Source organism: Embleya sp. AB8, assembly GCF_049739465.1.
In the GTDB taxonomy this organism is placed as follows: domain Bacteria; phylum Actinomycetota; class Actinomycetes; order Streptomycetales; family Streptomycetaceae; genus Embleya.
Window position 1 is genome coordinate 1 of sequence record NZ_JBMHHY010000028.1, and the last position, 14,709, is coordinate 14,709.

At 71.4% G+C, this 14,709-nt stretch carries 14 protein-coding genes; 5 read left to right on the forward strand and 9 right to left on the reverse strand.

Translation table 11 applies throughout. The features are described 5' to 3' along the window. Positions 1 to 518: 518 nt before the first annotated feature. The gene (locus ABIA38_RS34300; protein ID WP_424642833.1) at positions 519 to 1,394 is read right to left on the reverse strand and encodes a TauD/TfdA dioxygenase family protein; all 876 of its coding nucleotides are present in this window, start codon (positions 1,392 to 1,394) and stop codon (positions 519 to 521) included. Positions 1,395 to 1,861: 467 nt separating this feature from the next. On the opposite strand from ABIA38_RS34300, the gene ABIA38_RS34305 reads away from it, so the two are divergent. Together ABIA38_RS34305 and ABIA38_RS34310 are read left to right on the forward strand one after the other, a co-directional pair. Further along, positions 1,862 to 2,197, forward strand: a complete 336-nt coding sequence (locus ABIA38_RS34305; protein ID WP_424642834.1) for a type II toxin-antitoxin system Phd/YefM family antitoxin — start codon at positions 1,862 to 1,864, stop codon at positions 2,195 to 2,197. A 227-nt stretch (positions 2,198 to 2,424) separates the two neighbouring features. Further along, positions 2,425 to 3,576: an amidohydrolase family protein gene (locus ABIA38_RS34310; protein ID WP_424642835.1), complete on the forward strand. Its 1,152-nt coding sequence runs from the start codon at positions 2,425 to 2,427 to the stop codon at positions 3,574 to 3,576. 59 nt (positions 3,577 to 3,635) lie between these two features. On the opposite strand, the gene ABIA38_RS34315 is transcribed toward ABIA38_RS34310, so the two are convergent. Next, the gene (locus ABIA38_RS34315; protein WP_424642836.1) at positions 3,636 to 4,352 is read right to left on the reverse strand and encodes an endonuclease V; all 717 of its coding nucleotides are present in this window, start codon (positions 4,350 to 4,352) and stop codon (positions 3,636 to 3,638) included. Positions 4,353 to 4,443: 91 nt separating this feature from the next. On the opposite strand from ABIA38_RS34315, the gene ABIA38_RS34320 reads away from it, so the two are divergent. After that, positions 4,444 to 5,046, forward strand: a complete 603-nt coding sequence (locus ABIA38_RS34320) for a Uma2 family endonuclease (RefSeq protein WP_424642837.1) — start codon at positions 4,444 to 4,446, stop codon at positions 5,044 to 5,046. Between the two features lie 22 nt (positions 5,047 to 5,068). Here the strand turns inward: ABIA38_RS34320 and ABIA38_RS34325 are convergent, their stop codons facing one another. From ABIA38_RS34325 to ABIA38_RS34335, 3 genes are read right to left on the reverse strand one after another with little or no spacing between them, the layout of a single operon-like run. Next, complete coding sequence (locus ABIA38_RS34325) at positions 5,069 to 5,992, reverse strand: M56 family metallopeptidase (protein WP_424642838.1); 924 nt, start codon at positions 5,990 to 5,992, stop codon at positions 5,069 to 5,071. Positions 5,993 to 5,996: 4 nt separating this feature from the next. After that, positions 5,997 to 6,380, reverse strand: coding sequence for a BlaI/MecI/CopY family transcriptional regulator (locus ABIA38_RS34330; protein WP_424642839.1), 384 nt, complete (start codon positions 6,378 to 6,380; stop codon positions 5,997 to 5,999). Between the two features lie 37 nt (positions 6,381 to 6,417). Then, the gene (locus ABIA38_RS34335; protein ID WP_424642840.1) at positions 6,418 to 7,014 is read right to left on the reverse strand and encodes a TetR/AcrR family transcriptional regulator; all 597 of its coding nucleotides are present in this window, start codon (positions 7,012 to 7,014) and stop codon (positions 6,418 to 6,420) included. Positions 7,015 to 7,146: 132 nt separating this feature from the next. Between ABIA38_RS34335 and ABIA38_RS34340 the strand changes: the two genes are divergently transcribed. Further along, positions 7,147 to 8,568, forward strand: coding sequence for a DHA2 family efflux MFS transporter permease subunit (locus tag ABIA38_RS34340; protein ID WP_424642841.1), 1,422 nt, complete (start codon positions 7,147 to 7,149; stop codon positions 8,566 to 8,568). A gap of 7 nt (positions 8,569 to 8,575) precedes the next feature. On the opposite strand, the gene ABIA38_RS34345 is transcribed toward ABIA38_RS34340, so the two are convergent. The 4 genes from ABIA38_RS34345 to ABIA38_RS34360 form a co-directional block, all read right to left on the reverse strand. Continuing rightward, positions 8,576 to 9,088, reverse strand: a complete 513-nt coding sequence (locus ABIA38_RS34345) for a hypothetical protein (RefSeq protein ID WP_424642842.1) — start codon at positions 9,086 to 9,088, stop codon at positions 8,576 to 8,578. 348 nt (positions 9,089 to 9,436) lie between these two features. After that, positions 9,437 to 12,004, reverse strand: coding sequence for an ABC transporter permease (locus ABIA38_RS34350; protein WP_424642843.1), 2,568 nt, complete (start codon positions 12,002 to 12,004; stop codon positions 9,437 to 9,439). Positions 12,005 to 12,027: 23 nt separating this feature from the next. Continuing rightward, on the reverse strand, positions 12,028 to 12,786 hold the full coding sequence (locus tag ABIA38_RS34355; RefSeq protein WP_424642967.1) for an ABC transporter ATP-binding protein: 759 nt from the start codon (positions 12,784 to 12,786) through the stop codon (positions 12,028 to 12,030). 333 nt (positions 12,787 to 13,119) lie between these two features. Continuing rightward, positions 13,120 to 14,112: a helix-turn-helix transcriptional regulator gene (locus tag ABIA38_RS34360; protein WP_424642844.1), complete on the reverse strand. Its 993-nt coding sequence runs from the start codon at positions 14,110 to 14,112 to the stop codon at positions 13,120 to 13,122. A 63-nt stretch (positions 14,113 to 14,175) separates the two neighbouring features. Between ABIA38_RS34360 and ABIA38_RS34365 the strand changes: the two genes are divergently transcribed. Continuing rightward, positions 14,176 to 14,673, forward strand: a complete 498-nt coding sequence (locus ABIA38_RS34365) for a pyridoxamine 5'-phosphate oxidase family protein (RefSeq protein WP_424642845.1) — start codon at positions 14,176 to 14,178, stop codon at positions 14,671 to 14,673. Positions 14,674 to 14,709 lie beyond the last annotated feature (36 nt).

Genomic DNA, 14,709 nt, shown 5'->3' on the forward strand with positions numbered 1-14,709 from the left:
TGGGCCCGGTGCGCCGAGTTGTCCGCAGGGTGGGCCGAAACGCCGGTCGGGCGACCAATTTCAGCCCGGCCGGCGTTTGAGGCCGCCTCGGCCGGGGGCCGGGTTCCCGGCCGGGCCAGCGTTTGAGGTGGGCCTGGTGCGCGGAGCTTTCCGTAGGGCGGGCTGAAACGCGGGCTGAGCGACCAACTTCAGCCGGGCGGCGGTTGAGGCGACCTCGTCCGGGGGCCGGTGTCCCGGCCGGGGCGGTGGTTGAGGTGGGCCCGGTGCGCCGAGTTGTCCGCAGGGTGGGCCGAAACGCCGGTCGGGCGACCAATTTCAGCCCGGCCGGCGTTTGAGGCCGCCTCGGCCGGAGGCCGGGTTCCCAGCCCGTCCGGCGTTTGAGGACGGCGAGCGGACGGGGGGCCAAGTCGCGGGCACGCCAAGCCCGGCACGGACCCGCTGCGCCGAATCGCCGATTCGCCGGCCGAGCAACCAACTTCAGCCCGGCCGGCGAATGAGGCCACCTCGCCCGGCCCCGCCTACGGCACCGGCGCGAACCCCCGGCTCCGGCGACCGTCGACGCCCACCGGGACGTCCCCGTCGATCGTCACCCGATGCAACAGCCGCCGCGTCTCGACGAAGTCGCGGATCACCCGGTGTTGCGTCGCCCGGTTGTCCCAGATCGCCACGTCACCCGCCCGCCACTGCCACCGCACGGTGTTCTCCACCCGGGTCACGTGACTTTGCAGCAGCGCGATCAGCGCCGCCGAATCCGCCGCGTCGAACCCGACCAGCCGCCGGACGAACGCGCCCAGCAACAAGGTGCGTTCGCCGGTGACCGGGTGTATCCGAACGACCGGGTGCTCGGTCTCGTACACGGTCGACTCGAAGACCTCCCGATACTCCAGCTGCGCCTCGGAGAACCCGTCCGGATCGGCCGCCGCGTAGTCGTGGCGATTGCTGTGCACCGCCCGCAACGAGCCGGCGAACGCCTTCAACTCGTCGGGCAATCCCTCGTACGCAGTCGCCGTATTGGCCCACAACGTGTCGCCGCCCACGTCCGGCAGCTTCACCGCACGCAGGATCGACGCGAGGGGATACGCCGGCACGAACGTCACGTCCGTATGCCAGCGGTCGGCGACCACCCCGTGGTCGCTGTCGATCGGCACGATCAGCTCGCCCTCGGCGGACGCCGTCGGATGCCCGATCGGCTCGCCGAGCAGCTGCCCGAAGGCGATGTGGCCCGCGTCGTCCAGGTGGTCCTGGCCGCGAAAGAAGATCACCTTGTGCCGGTGCAGCGCACCCCGAATGGTGTCCACGGTGATCGTGTCGAGATCGCCGCCGAGGCGAACTCCCTCGACCACGGCCCCGATTCGGGTGGCGACCGGCGATACCGCGATGGTGGTTGCAGTCATGACTGTCCGATGTCCCTTCGACCTTCAGATGCGGGCGAGAACGTCATCCGAAGCGGGCGCACACACGGCCCCCGACCGTCGAAATACCCGGACGGTCAAGCAACACGACGGATCGCCGGAGCCGGCCGACACAACAGGCCGAAGCACGACGAACCGGAGCCGGCGTACGCCCTACCGACAGCGCGTACCGGGCGGCACCGGCAAATGGGTGATCCGATGCCGACGAATCACGCACGCGACAACATGACCGCCGACGCCGGCCATCCGCGCACTCCCCACGATCCCCACGCCCGGATTCTGACCGCAGCCACACACCCGGGTCAACCACTCGCCGACATCCGACCCACGGCCACCGCACCGCTGCCCTGGACAGGGGAGCCGGCCCCAGTGCGCGGGGCACCTCCGGCGACACCGCCAATCGGGTGACGCAGGGTGACATCAAGCATGTGGAGATCTAAACTATGTACATGAGCATGCCCATAATTCTGCCCGTGGCAGAGGTTCGCAGTCGCTTCTCCGAGCTGATCACCTATGTCGAAAGCAGTGGTCGTCGTGTCGCCGTGACCCGAAACGGCAGAGGCGCGGTGGTCATGGTCTCGCTCGGCGAGTTGGAGGCTCTGGAAGACCGCATCGCGTCATTGGAGGAGACCCTCGCAGTGCTGCGTGAGAGCGGCGCACTGGAAGAACTTGCCGAAGCGAAAACCGAATTCGAGGCCGGAGGCGGCGTCACAGCCGAGCAACTGGACGCGATGCTCGCGGACCGTGCCCGGCGGGAACAACCCGGTTCGCAGGATGTGGCGTGACCTTGGCATCCGAACCCGAGCCTGATCGCCTCCGGCTCTCGTCGGGTGCCGCGCGTGCCCTTGCCGAGGCGGCGGCCGGTGGGGGTTAACCCTGGGGTAATGCTGGCGCAACAAGGGCGCGGGACAGTGGGGTGCGGGTGCGGGTGCGGGTGCGTGGGTGGTCTGGGGGAGTGCCGTGGGCGAGGCCGGTGGGGTGGGGCGGGTTTCCGGGGGTGGGGATGGGCGACATGGTGACGTTGTTCGGCGCGACGCTGGCGGATGGTCGGGTTCGGGACGTGGTGTTGTGCGACGGGCGGATCGGGGTGTTGCGGGCGCCGGGTCGCCGGATTCAACGGCCGTCGGCCGGGCTGGACTTGGCCGGCTATCTGCTGTTGCCCGCGCCCGCCGAACCGCACGTGCACCTCGATCGTGCGTTGCGGCGGCAGCCGGTGGGCTCGGTTTCGGGCGGCCGGGACGATGCGTGGCGGTCGTGGCGGGTAGGGCCGGTTCGGTACCACCCCGGCGACCTGCGGCGGCGCTCGCGCGAGATGTTGCGCGCGCTGGCCGTGCGTGGGGTGACGGCGGTCCGGACCCAACTCGACGTCGGCGGTCGTACGCCGCTGCGCGCGGTGGAGGTGCTGGCCGAACTGGGCGCCGAGTTCCGGCGCGTACTGGATGTCCAGATCGTCGCCGTGCCGGTGCCGGGCACACCCGAGCGCACCATCGTGGACGCGGTGAGCGCCGGCGCCCGGGTGCTCGGCGGGCGGCCCGGCGGCGCGGCGGACTGCCGGCAGGAGATCCGCCGACTGTTGCGGCTCGCCGATCGTGCCGAGGTCGGACTGGATCTGCACCTGGACGACGGCTTCGACCCACGCCTGCTCGCGGTCGGCGACCTGGCCCGGCTGCTGCGCGCGTCCGGCTTCGACCGGCCCGTGACCGCGAGCCACCTGACCGGCCTGAACCGGCTCGCGCCGGCCGCGCTGAGTCGGGTGGCCGAGACGATCGCCGCGGCCGGCCTGCGGGTGGTCGCGCTGCCCTCGGATCGCGGCTGTGGGCTGCCGATTCGCGAACTGCTCGCGGCGGGGGTCACCGTCGCGGCCGGCGGCGACCATCTGCGCGACGCCGGGCACCCGATGGGCCGCGCCGATCCACTGGCCACCGCCGCGGCCACCGGCCTCCCGCCCGGGTCGGCCTGGGCCACGGTAGCCGGCCACGCGCGGGACGTGCTCGGCCTGGAGCCGGGCGGCTTGGCCCCGGGCGCGCCCGCCGACCTGCTCGCGGTACGTGCGCCGTCCCTGGCCGAGGCCCTCCGCACCCGTCCCGGCGACCGAGTCACGATCCGGGCGGGCCGGGTGAGCACCCGGGCGGTACGCCGCACCCGAGTCCGGACGGCGGCCTGACCGAGGCCCACCCCCCGGGGGGCCGGCCGGAACGACCCCGGCCGCCGCCGATCAGCCGATCACTCGGCCGCCCTCTCCTCCTGACGCGCTTTCAGCGCCTGGCGGCAAGCCTGGTCGGCCGCGCGCGTGGTCTCCGGGAGGCGATAGCGCGGGGTCAGCGCCAGGACGTGGGCGCAGGCCGTGTCGAGGTCGACGCCGTGGCCGATGGAGACGAACACCGGCTTGACTCCGTCCCGGGTACGCAGCGCGCGCCCGACCACGTCCCCTTCGTGCACGAGGTCGGTGCCGGCGCCGCGCGTCTCGCCCGGCGCCTCGTACGTCCCCACGAACGGCGTCTTGCCGACCCCGATGGCCGGCAACCCGGTCAGCACGCCGAGATGGCAGGCCAGCCCGAACCGCCGCGGATGTGCCAGCCCCTGGCCGTCGCACACCAGCAAGTCCGGTACGACGTCGAGCCGTTCGAGCGCGGCCAACAACGCCGGAATCTCCCGGAACGCGAACAGTCCCGGCACATACGGAAAGCCGGCCACCCCGGACACCACCGACCGGGCCAGCACGGCATGCGTACGCGCGTCCAACACCACCACGGCGGCGGCCAGTTCGTCCGAGTCCTCGGCGTACGCCACATCCAACCCGGCCACCCGCCGCACCTCCGCCGGCGCCGGCCCCGGCCCGACCACATCCACCAGACCCCGCAACCGATCCTGCACGGCCAACGCCTCGACAGCGGTCCGCGGCCAGGGCTCGATCGCACTGCTCACGCCGGAAGTACTCACCCGGAAACGCTACCGCCCACGCGGGCCGGTCGTATCGGCCCGAACCCGGCCACCGACTAATCCGATCCGGCGTCACGCGCCGACGAGGAGTGTGCAGGGAACCCGAGGCTTGCGACATACCATGGGAAATATGGACCGCGAGGAGTTCGACCGGCTGACTGCCATCGCCAATAGTGTGCGGACGCCGTCCAACTACAAGATCGAGATCAGCGACGGCACGCTCGTGATGATGACCGGTCCCTCCGGAATCCACGAGTTCATCGTGCGCCGGCTCCGGATGCGCATCGAGCAAGGTATCGCCGGGCGGGCCGAGTGGGCCGGGATGGCCGTGCACGGTGGGATCGACGTGCTGGACGACACGAACCTGATAAGGCGCAACCCCGACGTCTGCATCTTCCCCGAGGACGATCTCCTCACCGTCGAGAACCACGTTCCCGCCGCCGACCTGCGCCTGGCCGCCGAGGTCGTATCGCGATCGAATCCCGAGAACGACTGGGAGGCCAAGCTGCGTGACTATCCGCGCATGGGCATCCCGGTCTACCTGATCGTCGACCCGCGCCAGGGCACGATCGCGGTGAACTCCGAGCCGAAAGGCGGCCGATACACGGCACGCGCGGCCTTCGCCTTCGGCCAGGACGTTCCCCTCCCGGGCTTCGACTTCTCGATCACGACGGCGGACTTTCCGCTCTACTGACCGGCGGTCGGGTCCGGGCGGTTCACAACATGTGGTCCGCCGTGCGCAGGATTGCGTGTAGGTCGATGGCCGCGTCCCAGGCGGCCCACGTGGACAGGGCCGCGCCGGTCAGGGCGATCAGGGTGGCGGCGCCCGGGGGGCTCCACGGGGTGGGCCAGCGGTCGGCGGGGGTCGGGGCCAGGAGTGCGGCGACCCGGCGTGGGACCGGGCCGCCGGTGGCGGCCATCGCGCCCGGCGGGGCGGCGGTGCCGGCCAGGGCCGCCTTGCCGACCGCGCGGGCCACCACCCGGCGATCGCCCACCACCCGTGCGGCGGCTTCGTCCGCGCAGCGCTCCAACGCGTACTCGATCGCCGTCCGCATCGGCCGCAGCAGCGGATGGGCGCACATCGCCAGCGTCGCCACCAGCAACACCCGGTCGTGACGCCCTGTCAGATGCGCCCGCTCGTGCGCGAGCAGCGCGCGTCGTTCGTCGGCGTCCAGGCGCGCCAGCATCGACGCCGAGACCACGATCCGAGGTCGCCGCCCCGGCAGCGCGAATGCGGTCGGCGGTCCCACCGGCAGCACCGTCAACTCGGTGGCGCCCGCCGCCCCGACCCCCGCGCGCAACACGGCCAGCGCCCGCCGCCGGCGATACAGCAGCACCGCCACGCAGACCAGCGCCGCGGTCAGCGCCACGCTCGCCAGTGAGCCGATCACCTGTACGTTCGGGATCGAGGCCCGCACCTGCGCGTCCGACCAGTGGTCCGGCAGTGGTACGCCGGGCAGTTGGGCCGTACCCACCACGGTGAGCAGGCCCAGGCTCGTGCTCGCGCACAACGCCAGGACCGAGGTCAGCGCGGTCAGCAGGCACACCACCCGGCGCGGCGCCAGGTGGTCCGCCGCGAGCCGGGCCACCGGCACCGCGGTGATCGGCAGCAGCAGCGGCAGATAGACGATCCAGCGCACCCGACTACGACCCGCCCTCTTCCAGCAGTCGGCGCAACAACGCCTCGTCGTCGGTGGACAGGTCGGAGACGAACCGGGCGAGTACGGCCTGCCGGTCCCCCTCCTTGTCCAGCACCTGCCGCATCCGCCGCGCGGCCAACCCCGCCTCGTCGTAGACCGGCGCGTACACGTACGACCGGCCCATCCTGGTGCGCTGGAGCACACCCTTGTCGTGCAGGCGGGACAGGATCGTCACCACCGTGGTGTACGCGAGTTCGCCGGACAGTTGCTCCTGGACCGAGCCCGCGCCCATCGCGGTCGGCGAGGTCCACAGCAGCGACAGGATCTCGGATTCCAACTCGCCGGGGCCACGCCGCGCGGGCGGTCCGCCTGCTCTGCTTTCGGTCACTTCGGCCTCCGGTGGATGGGCACAACGCCCCGGCAGCCTAAACCGTCGGCGGCCGATGCGGCCCCTCAGGTGGTTCTGCCAGGTAGCCGCGCATCAGCACATCGAGCAGTACGTCGAAGTCCATCGGCGGATCGACCGGGAACCGGCCGCCCTCCTCGATCGAGGTCCAGCCGAGCAGCGCGGCGGCGAACACGTACCAGTACTGCTGCGCGTGCTCGCGATCCGCGCCGCCGAGGACGAACGCGGCGACCGCGCCCTCCTCGATCGGCAGATGGCCCGCGTCCCGGTGCGGGCCGGTGAGCATCCGAGTGGCGAAGCCCGGGATCGCGCGGAACTCGCGATGTACGGACCGGGCCAGGTCGAGCAGCCACTCGCGCCAGGTCTCGGCGGTCGGCGGCGCGGCCGGGGTGATCCGCTCCGCCATCCGGCGGCTGACCAGATCGAGCAGCCCCTCGCGGCCGTCCACCCACCGGTAGAGCGCCGACGTGGCCACGCCCAGGCGTTCGGCGAGCGCCTGCATGGTCAGCGTGTCGAGGTCCATGGTCAGCGCGGCGGCCACGATGCGATCGGGGTCCAGCCGGGCCGGCCGACCGAGCCGGGGTGTGCGGAGCGCGGGTCGCGGGGCCTCTGACATGGGCCCAAGCGTAGCCGGCGGGCCTACCTTCAAGCTTTAGTGAAATGGCTTCACAAATAAGTTAGGGAAGCCTAATCTCGGTCGGGATCGGCCGACCACCGGCCACTCTTCCGACGAAGACGAAGGAGCACCATGCGTACGCCGCCCGAACGGGTCCTGCTCGGCCTGTCCTGCCTCGCCCTGTTCATCGTGGTCCTCGACGCCACGATCGTGGCCGTCGCGCTCCCCGACATCCGGGACGACCTGGACTTCGCCGGCAGTGCGCTGCCGTGGGTGGTGAACGCGTACACGCTGGCCTTCTCCGGCTTCCTGCTGATCGGCGGGCGCTGCGCGGACTTCTTCGGCACCCGCCGGATGATGCTCGCGGGTCTGGCTCTGTTCACCGTCGCCAGCCTCGCCTGCGGGCTCGCCGACCACCCCGCGACGCTGCTCGCCGCGCGGGCCGCGCAGGGCCTGGGCGGCGCGTTGTTGATGCCGACCACGCTGACCCTGCTCCAGCACACGTTCCCGGACGGGCCGAGGCGGACCCGGGCGCTGATGATCTGGAGCATGGTCGGCGCGGTCGGCGGCGGCGCGGGCACCGTGCTGGGCGGGGTGCTCACCGATTTCCTGAACTGGCGTTGGGTGTTCCTGGTCAACGTGCCGCTGGGGGTGCTCGCCCTGGTGGTCGCGTGGCGGGTGTTGCCGGCCTCGGCGCGGGCCGCGCGGCGTGGGCGGATCGACGTGTTCGGCGCGCTGCTCGCGACCTGCGGACTGACGTCGGCGGTCTACGGGACGATGGAGTCCGTACCGAAGGGGTGGAGCGCGCCGGCGGTCTGGGGACCGCTCGCGGGTGGGCTCGTGTTGTTCGCGATCTTCCTGATACACCAGGGGCGTTGGGCCCGCGATCCGCTGGTGCCGCTGGGCATCTTCCGGGCCCGGTCGGTGTCCGGGGCCAATATCGTGATGTTCCTGATGGGCCTCGGCTTCTTCGCCAGCCCGGTGCTGCTGTCGCTGTATCTCCAGGGTGTCCACGACTATTCGCCGCTCCAGGCGGGCCTTGCCTTCGTACCGGTCGCCTGCACGCTGATGCTCGGGGCGCGTGGGGCGGGCGCGCTGATGGCCGCGCACGGCACCCGGCGGATCACCGTGGCCGGCGCGGCGCTCGCCGCGGCGGGCTTCCTGTGGTTGGCCCTGGGGTTGGGCGAACACGGCGCGTACGTGACGACGGTGGGGCTGCCGGCGGCGTTGTTCGGGCTCGGCATCGGGGCCTGTTTCACGCCGATCGCCCAGTCCGCCACGACCGGTGTGCCGAGGGAGCGGGCCGGGCTCGCGTCGGGCGTGCTCAACACCACGCGGCAGGTGAGCGGTGCGGTCGGGCTCGCGGTGCTGAGCACGATCTCGGCCCAGGTGAGCGGCGCGCACCCGACCCCGGGCCGGCTCGCGCACGGGTACGCGGTCGCGTTCGGCGTCGCGGCGGCCTGTGCCGGGGCGGCGGCCGTCGCGGCGGCGCTCGCGATGGTGCGCGACCAGCCGTGCGTGGCCGCCGCCGAGCGGGTGCCGACTTCGGTCTGAGCCTGCGTCAGGCGGCGGTGACCAGCGGCGCGGGGATGGCGGCGGCGCGGCGCACCAGGGTCGCGCAGCCCTCCGCGCGCAGCGCGTCCACCAGCACGTCGTGCCGCCGGGAGCGGGCGCGGGCCGGATCGGCGTCGGCCGGGAGCAGTACGGCCACCCGCCGCTCCGGCAGCCCCCGGACGAACGTGGCGAGCGCCTCGACGAGCCGGCCCCGCTCGTCGTGGACCACGCTCAGCGGCGCGTCCACGCCGGACGCGTCCCACGCGGCGATCAGCGCCTCCCGGGCGGCCCGTTCGCCGGTGTGGGTGACATGTACCGCGATCGCCCGGCCGCCCATCGCCCGAGCGGCACCGAGCGCGGCGAGCGCGGCGGCGTCCATCCGCACGATCGGCACCACCACGACCTGCGGCCCGTCCTCGGCACTGCGCGCACCTCGTCCACCACGTCCACCGAGCCCGGTGGCCCGGCGGATCGAGGCGGTGTGGCGGATTCCGGTGACCCGACGAATCACGGCGAACATGGCGGCCCCCTTTCGACCGCCCCCAGCCTGACCCCGAACCCTCCGGAACGACCCGCCCGTTGACGCGCTCTTGGCGCACCTCTTGCCGATCCGAGCGGGTCCCTTACCCGAACTCCGCCCCCGTGTTTCCCTGCCGCACGCCCGGGGCGCCGGCCGCGAACGGCCGCGAACGGCCGCGAACCGCAGGCGCCGGGAGTACGACGGGAGGACGACGGGAGGTCGAAGGCAGACGCGAAAAGGCCCCCCGGCCGCCTGCGCAAGGCTGGGCCGGGGGGCCTTTCGGTCACCGGCTCCCCAAGGGGGGAGGATGGGGAGCCGGCTGCTTTGTGGTGGAACGACCGCGACGGGTCAGTCCGTTGCGATGGCGCGCAACACGTTCATCCGCGCCGCCCGGAAGGCCGGCATCACCGCGGCCAGCAGGCCGACCAGTGCCGCCGCGACCACGATGCCGATCACCGTGCCCCACGGGACCGCGAGCACGTCCAGACCCTGCTTGGCGAGCAGGCGCTGGGCGCCGATGCCCCACGACATGCCGAGCGCGAGCCCGACCAGGGCGCCGAAGACCGCGATCACCATCGACTCCAGGCGGATCATCCGGCGGATCTGCCGGCGCGAGGCGCCGATCGCCCGCATCAGGCCGATCTCCCTGGTGCGTTCGACCACGGACAGCGCCAGCGTGTTGATCACGCCCAGGATCGAGATGATGATCGCCAGGCCGAGCAGACCGTAGATCAGGTAGAGGAACGTGTCGATGCTCCCGCTGATCAGGGCCTTGTAGTCGCTCTGGTCACGGGCCTTGACCTGTGGGAAGGGTTCGAGCGCCGTCTTGAGCGCGTCGCCGACCTTGGTCGCGTCCTGACCGGAGGCCGCGTTGATCGTCATGATCTGGTACTGCACGTCCGGGACGAACTTCTTCATGATCGTGTTGGGGATCATGAGCGTTTCGCCGAAGCCGATCGCGCCCTTTTCCTTCTTGCGGATCGCGCCGACCTCGACCGTGGTCTTCGCGCCGTTGGGGAAGGCGAGTTCGATCTTGCCGCCGAGGCCGAGGTGGTGGTCGTTGGCGTAGTTCTCGCCGATGGCCGCCTTGCCCGCCGCCATCGCCGCGTCGCCGCTGCCCTGGAGGTAGGTGGTCTTGAACCCCTTGTCGACGCCCGGGTCCGCGCCCACGACGAAGTCCTTCTTGGCCTTGCCGTCCGCGGTGACCGTGGCGTTGCTCATCGTCTGGGTGGACACCTCGCCGACCCCGGGGACCTTCTTCGCCGCCGTGACGACGCCCTCGGGGAAGGTGCCGGTCAGCGACTGGATCGTGTAGTCGGCGCCCAGGGACTTGTCGATCTGCTTGTCGAACGAGGCCGACATCGACGAGGCCGCCACCGACATGCCGCTGACCAGCGCGACGCCGATCATGATCGCCGCCGCGGTGGCGCCGGTACGGCGCGGGTTGCGCAGCGCGTTCTCCCGGCTGAGCCGGCCCATCGAGCCGAACAACTTCGGGTACCAGCCGGCAAGGGCCGGGATCACCGTGCGGGCCAGGAGCGGCGCCAGCACGATGAAGCCGAGCAGGGTGAACAGCACACCCAGGCCCAGGAAGCCGCCGCCCTGACCGCCGTTGCTCGCGGTGGCCCCCGCGACCAGCGCCAGCGCACCGAGGCCGAAGAGCACCGCGCCGATGATCGAACGGGTCTTGATCGACTTCTGCGGCGGGGCACCGGCCTCGCGCAGCGCCGCCATCGGGGCCACCCGGCCCGCGCGACGGGCCGGCACGTAGGCGGCGATCACCGTGACGATCACGCCGACCAGGTAGGCCACGATCGGGGTGGCCGCCTTGATCACCAGGGACGTGCCCTTGAGGTCGACGCCGACCGAGCTGATCAGCGCCTTGAGCCCGACCGCAAGCCCGAGGCCGGCCGCCAGGCCCAGCGTCGAGCCGACCAGGCCGAGCAGGACGGCTTCGAGCAGCACCGAGCGGTTGACGTCCGCCCGGCTTGCGCCGATCGCCCGCATCAGGCCCAGCTCACGGGTGCGCTGGGCGACCAGCATCGAGAAGGTGTTGAAGATCAGGAAGATGCCGACCAGCACCGCGACACCGGCGAAGCCGAGCATCGCGTACTTCATCACGTTCAGGAAGCCGCTCAGCGAGTCGCTGGAGTCCTTGGCGGACTCGGCGGCGGTCTTGACCTCGAAGTTCTTCGGGTCGTTGAGCGTCTGGACCACACGCTTCTTGAGCTCGTCGTCGCTGACGCCCTTCGCGGCGGACACCGACACCGAGGTGATCAGGTTCGGATCGCCGAGCAGCCGCTGCGAAGCGGTCGCCGAGTCGAACGAGATGAGCGCCGCACCGGGGTTGGTGGTGATGAAGCTCATCAGCCCGGAGACCTTGACCTGGAACTCCTTGTTGCCGGGTGCGATCACCCGCAACTCGTCACCGATCTTGACGTGCTTCTTGTCCGCGGTGTCGGAGTCGATGATCACCTCGCCCGGACCCTTGGGCTCGGTGCCGCTGCTGAGCTTGACCGGAGAGCGGTCGGTCGGGTGCCAGGCGGTGGCGATCGTCGGCGCGCCGGACGTGGGGCCCACCGACTTGTTGTGCTTGTCGACCACGGTGATCGACTGGAGGGTGACGTCTGCGTACGCCTCCTTGACGCCGTCCACCTTGGCGATCTTGTCGATCACCGACCGTTGCAGTGTGGGCGTCTGGCCCGTGGCGGCCAGGTCGTTCTTGTCGAAGTCGGACTTCGGGTCGACCGAGACGTCCGACGCGGTGGACTTGAACAGGTCGTCGAAGGTCTTGGTGATCGTGTCGGTGAACACCAGGGTGCCGGAGACGAACGCGACCGACAGCAGCACTGCCAGGGCGGACAGCACCATTCGCCCCTTGTGGGCGAGGAAGCTGCGGAACGTGGCTTTCAACATGGTGTGGGGACTCTCCGCCTGCTTCAGCTGGTCCGGGCGCCGTCGAAGCGCTTCATGCGCTCCAGCACGGCGTCGGACGTGGGACGCAGCATCTCGTCGACGATTCGACCGTCTGCCAGGAACAGGACCCGGTCCGCGTAGGACGCCGCGTTGGGGTCGTGGGTGACCATCACGATGGTCTGACCGAGCTCGTTGACACTGCGCCGCAGGAAGGCCAGCACCTCGGCGCCGGAGCGCGAGTCCAGGTTGCCGGTCGGCTCGTCGCCGAAGATGATCTCCGGCCGGCTGGCCAGCGCGCGGGCGCACGCGACACGCTGCTGCTGACCACCGGACAGCTCGCTCGGGCGGTGCTTGAGCCGGTCGCGCAGACCGACCGTCTCGATCACGTTGTCCAGCCAGGCGCGGTCCGGCTTGCGGCCCGCGATGTCCATCGGCAGCGTGATGTTCTCCAACGCGGTCAGCGTCGGGAGCAGGTTGAACGCCTGGAAGATGAAGCCGATGTTGTCCCGGCGGAGCTTGGTGAGCGCCTTGTCCTTCAGGCTCGTGATCTCGGTGTCGCCGATCCAGCTCTTGCCGCTGCTGACCGAGTCGAGGCCGGCGAGGCAGTGCATCAGCGTGGACTTGCCGGAGCCGGACGGGCCCATGATCGCGGTGAACTGACCACGACCGATCTGCACGTCCACGGCGTCGAGAGCGACGACTCGGGTCTCGCCTTCGCCGTACGCCTTGGTGAGCTGCTGCGCGCGGGCGGCGATCGTGCCCCTGGAGTCCGCGTCGGTCATGGCAGCCGTGGCCGTAGTCACGAGTCTGTCCCCCATGTGAGGTGATTAGGGTGGCGCGCTCCGCGGTTGCAGTGCACTCGATCACCGTATGGGGAGGCCGGTCCGGCCGAATCGTCTCCAAGGACAGATCCGATCGTCCTACGCAGGGAGGACCCCGGGTACGCCGAACGACCCTTCCCCCTAGGGGAGCCCCGTACCGGCGAGGTAGAGATCACGGACGCGTGGATCACTCGTCACACTCCGTGGAGATCCACCGGGTCAACGATCCACATCTGCCCATCGATTCCCGAAATGTCGCGTTCGGTTTCGCCGCACGCCTCGGGGATGGTGCCGTCACTCCTGGGAGGGACCCGCCGGCCCCCGATGGCGGGTCACGATGGCCGCGCCGATCCCGGCCATCATGGCCCGCAGACTCGGCGGCGCCACCGCCTCCAGATCCGGGCCCAGCATCAACAACTGGCCGGCGGCGACCTCCTCGGACTCGGTCCGCACCCGCAGCTCGACCCACCCCGCCGGATCGGCCGGCCCGGCCGAGTCCAGCGCGTCGCGTGCCACCACCGGACCGAACACCCGGGGCAACGCCCGCAGTCCCGACGGCGACACCCTGACCACGCAGTCGAACCGCATCAGCGAGCGGGCGAAGTCCTCGTTGCTGTGCGCCCACCACGCGCCCAGGTCGAAGCCGTCCGGCCGGTCGAAACGATCCGGTCGGCTGCTCGCGGCCACCACCCGGGACACCCGATAGCTGCGGATGTCGCTGCGATGCCGGGCCACCAGGTACCACACGCCCGCCTTGAGCACGAGGCCGAGCGGATCGAGCCGACGGGCCACTTCCCGGTCGCGGCGCGCGTATCGCAGATCCAGCCGGTGACCGGTCCAGACCGCGCCGGCGATCTCGGTCAGGTGCGGCACCCCCTCGTCGCGCTGGAACCAACCCGGCGCGTCCAGATGGAACCGCTGCCGCACCCGCCCCGCGCGGGTGCGCAGATCGGCGGGCAGGGTGGCCAGCACCTTGGTCTGCGCCGCCACCAGGACGGTGTCCAGGCCGAGCGCGTCCGCCGCGTGCGGCGCGCCGGACAGGAACAGGGCCGCCGCCTCGTCGCCGGTGAGCCCGTCGAGCCGGGTCCGCCAGCCCTCGACCAGCCGGATCCCGCCGTGCGGCCCGGTCTCGGTCCACAGCGGTACACCGGACGCCTGGAGCGCGGCGACGTCGCGGTAGACGGTACGGACCGACACCTCCAGTTCGCTCGCCAACTCGGCGGCGGTCGCCCCACCGCGTCGGTTTTGCAGATGCAGCAGCAGGGCCACCAGTCGACCGGATCGCATGACCCGAAACTAACCCGGAATCCCTGCCGGCGGTTGTCAGGGATCGGCCCGCAGGATGGGCGCATGACAGGTTGGTCGGAGTTCGAGAAGGCCGAGCCGGAGTTCGCGGCGACGGTGCGCGAGCGGTTCGGGATGTACAAACACCACGTGCTCGGCACGCTGCGCCGGGATGGCTCGCCCCGGCTGACCGGCCTGGAGGCGGACTTCCGGTTCGGGCAGCTGTGGCTGGGGATGATGCCGGGCTCGCTCAAGGCGCGGGATCTGCTGCGTGATCCGCGGTTCTCGCTGTTCGCCAATCCGGGGGAGGGCGCCCAGATGGCGCACGGCGACGTGCGGGTGAGCGGGCGGGCGATCGAGGAGGTGGACGAGGAACTGAAGGCACGTTACGTCGGCGCGACCGGCGCGCCGACGCCGTTCCATCTGTTCCGGGTCGAGCTCGCCGAGGTGAGTCGGATCGGCGTCGAGGGCGAGGAGATCGTGGTCCGGACCTGGCGGCCGGGCGGCGCCGTACGCACGATCCGGCGCGGGAACGCCGCGGAGACGGCGCGCGAGGAGGGCTGAGCGGGGCTGGCCCTCGGCCCCCGAGCGCCGGCCGAC

Bases quoted from the DNA above. Each gene is read 5' to 3' on its own strand.
- ABIA38_RS34355 (WP_424642967.1), bottom strand. From the start codon at position 12,786: ATGACCGACGCGGACTCCAGGGGCACGATCGCCGCCCGCGCGCAGCAG.
- ABIA38_RS34340 (WP_424642841.1), top strand. From the start codon at position 7,147: ATGCGTACGCCGCCCGAACGGGTCCTGCTCGGCCTGTCCTGCCTCGCC.
- ABIA38_RS34360 (WP_424642844.1), bottom strand. From the start codon at position 14,112: ATGCGATCCGGTCGACTGGTGGCCCTGCTGCTGCATCTGCAAAACCGA.
- ABIA38_RS34335 (WP_424642840.1), bottom strand. From the start codon at position 7,014: ATGTCAGAGGCCCCGCGACCCGCGCTCCGCACACCCCGGCTCGGTCGG.
- ABIA38_RS34345 (WP_424642842.1), bottom strand. From the start codon at position 9,088: ATGTTCGCCGTGATTCGTCGGGTCACCGGAATCCGCCACACCGCCTCG.
- ABIA38_RS34305 (WP_424642834.1), top strand. From the start codon at position 1,862: ATGAGCATGCCCATAATTCTGCCCGTGGCAGAGGTTCGCAGTCGCTTC.
- ABIA38_RS34365 (WP_424642845.1), top strand. From the start codon at position 14,176: ATGACAGGTTGGTCGGAGTTCGAGAAGGCCGAGCCGGAGTTCGCGGCG.
- ABIA38_RS34300 (WP_424642833.1), bottom strand. From the start codon at position 1,394: ATGACTGCAACCACCATCGCGGTATCGCCGGTCGCCACCCGAATCGGG.
- ABIA38_RS34350 (WP_424642843.1), bottom strand. From the start codon at position 12,004: ATGTTGAAAGCCACGTTCCGCAGCTTCCTCGCCCACAAGGGGCGAATG.
- ABIA38_RS34310 (WP_424642835.1), top strand. From the start codon at position 2,425: ATGGTGACGTTGTTCGGCGCGACGCTGGCGGATGGTCGGGTTCGGGAC.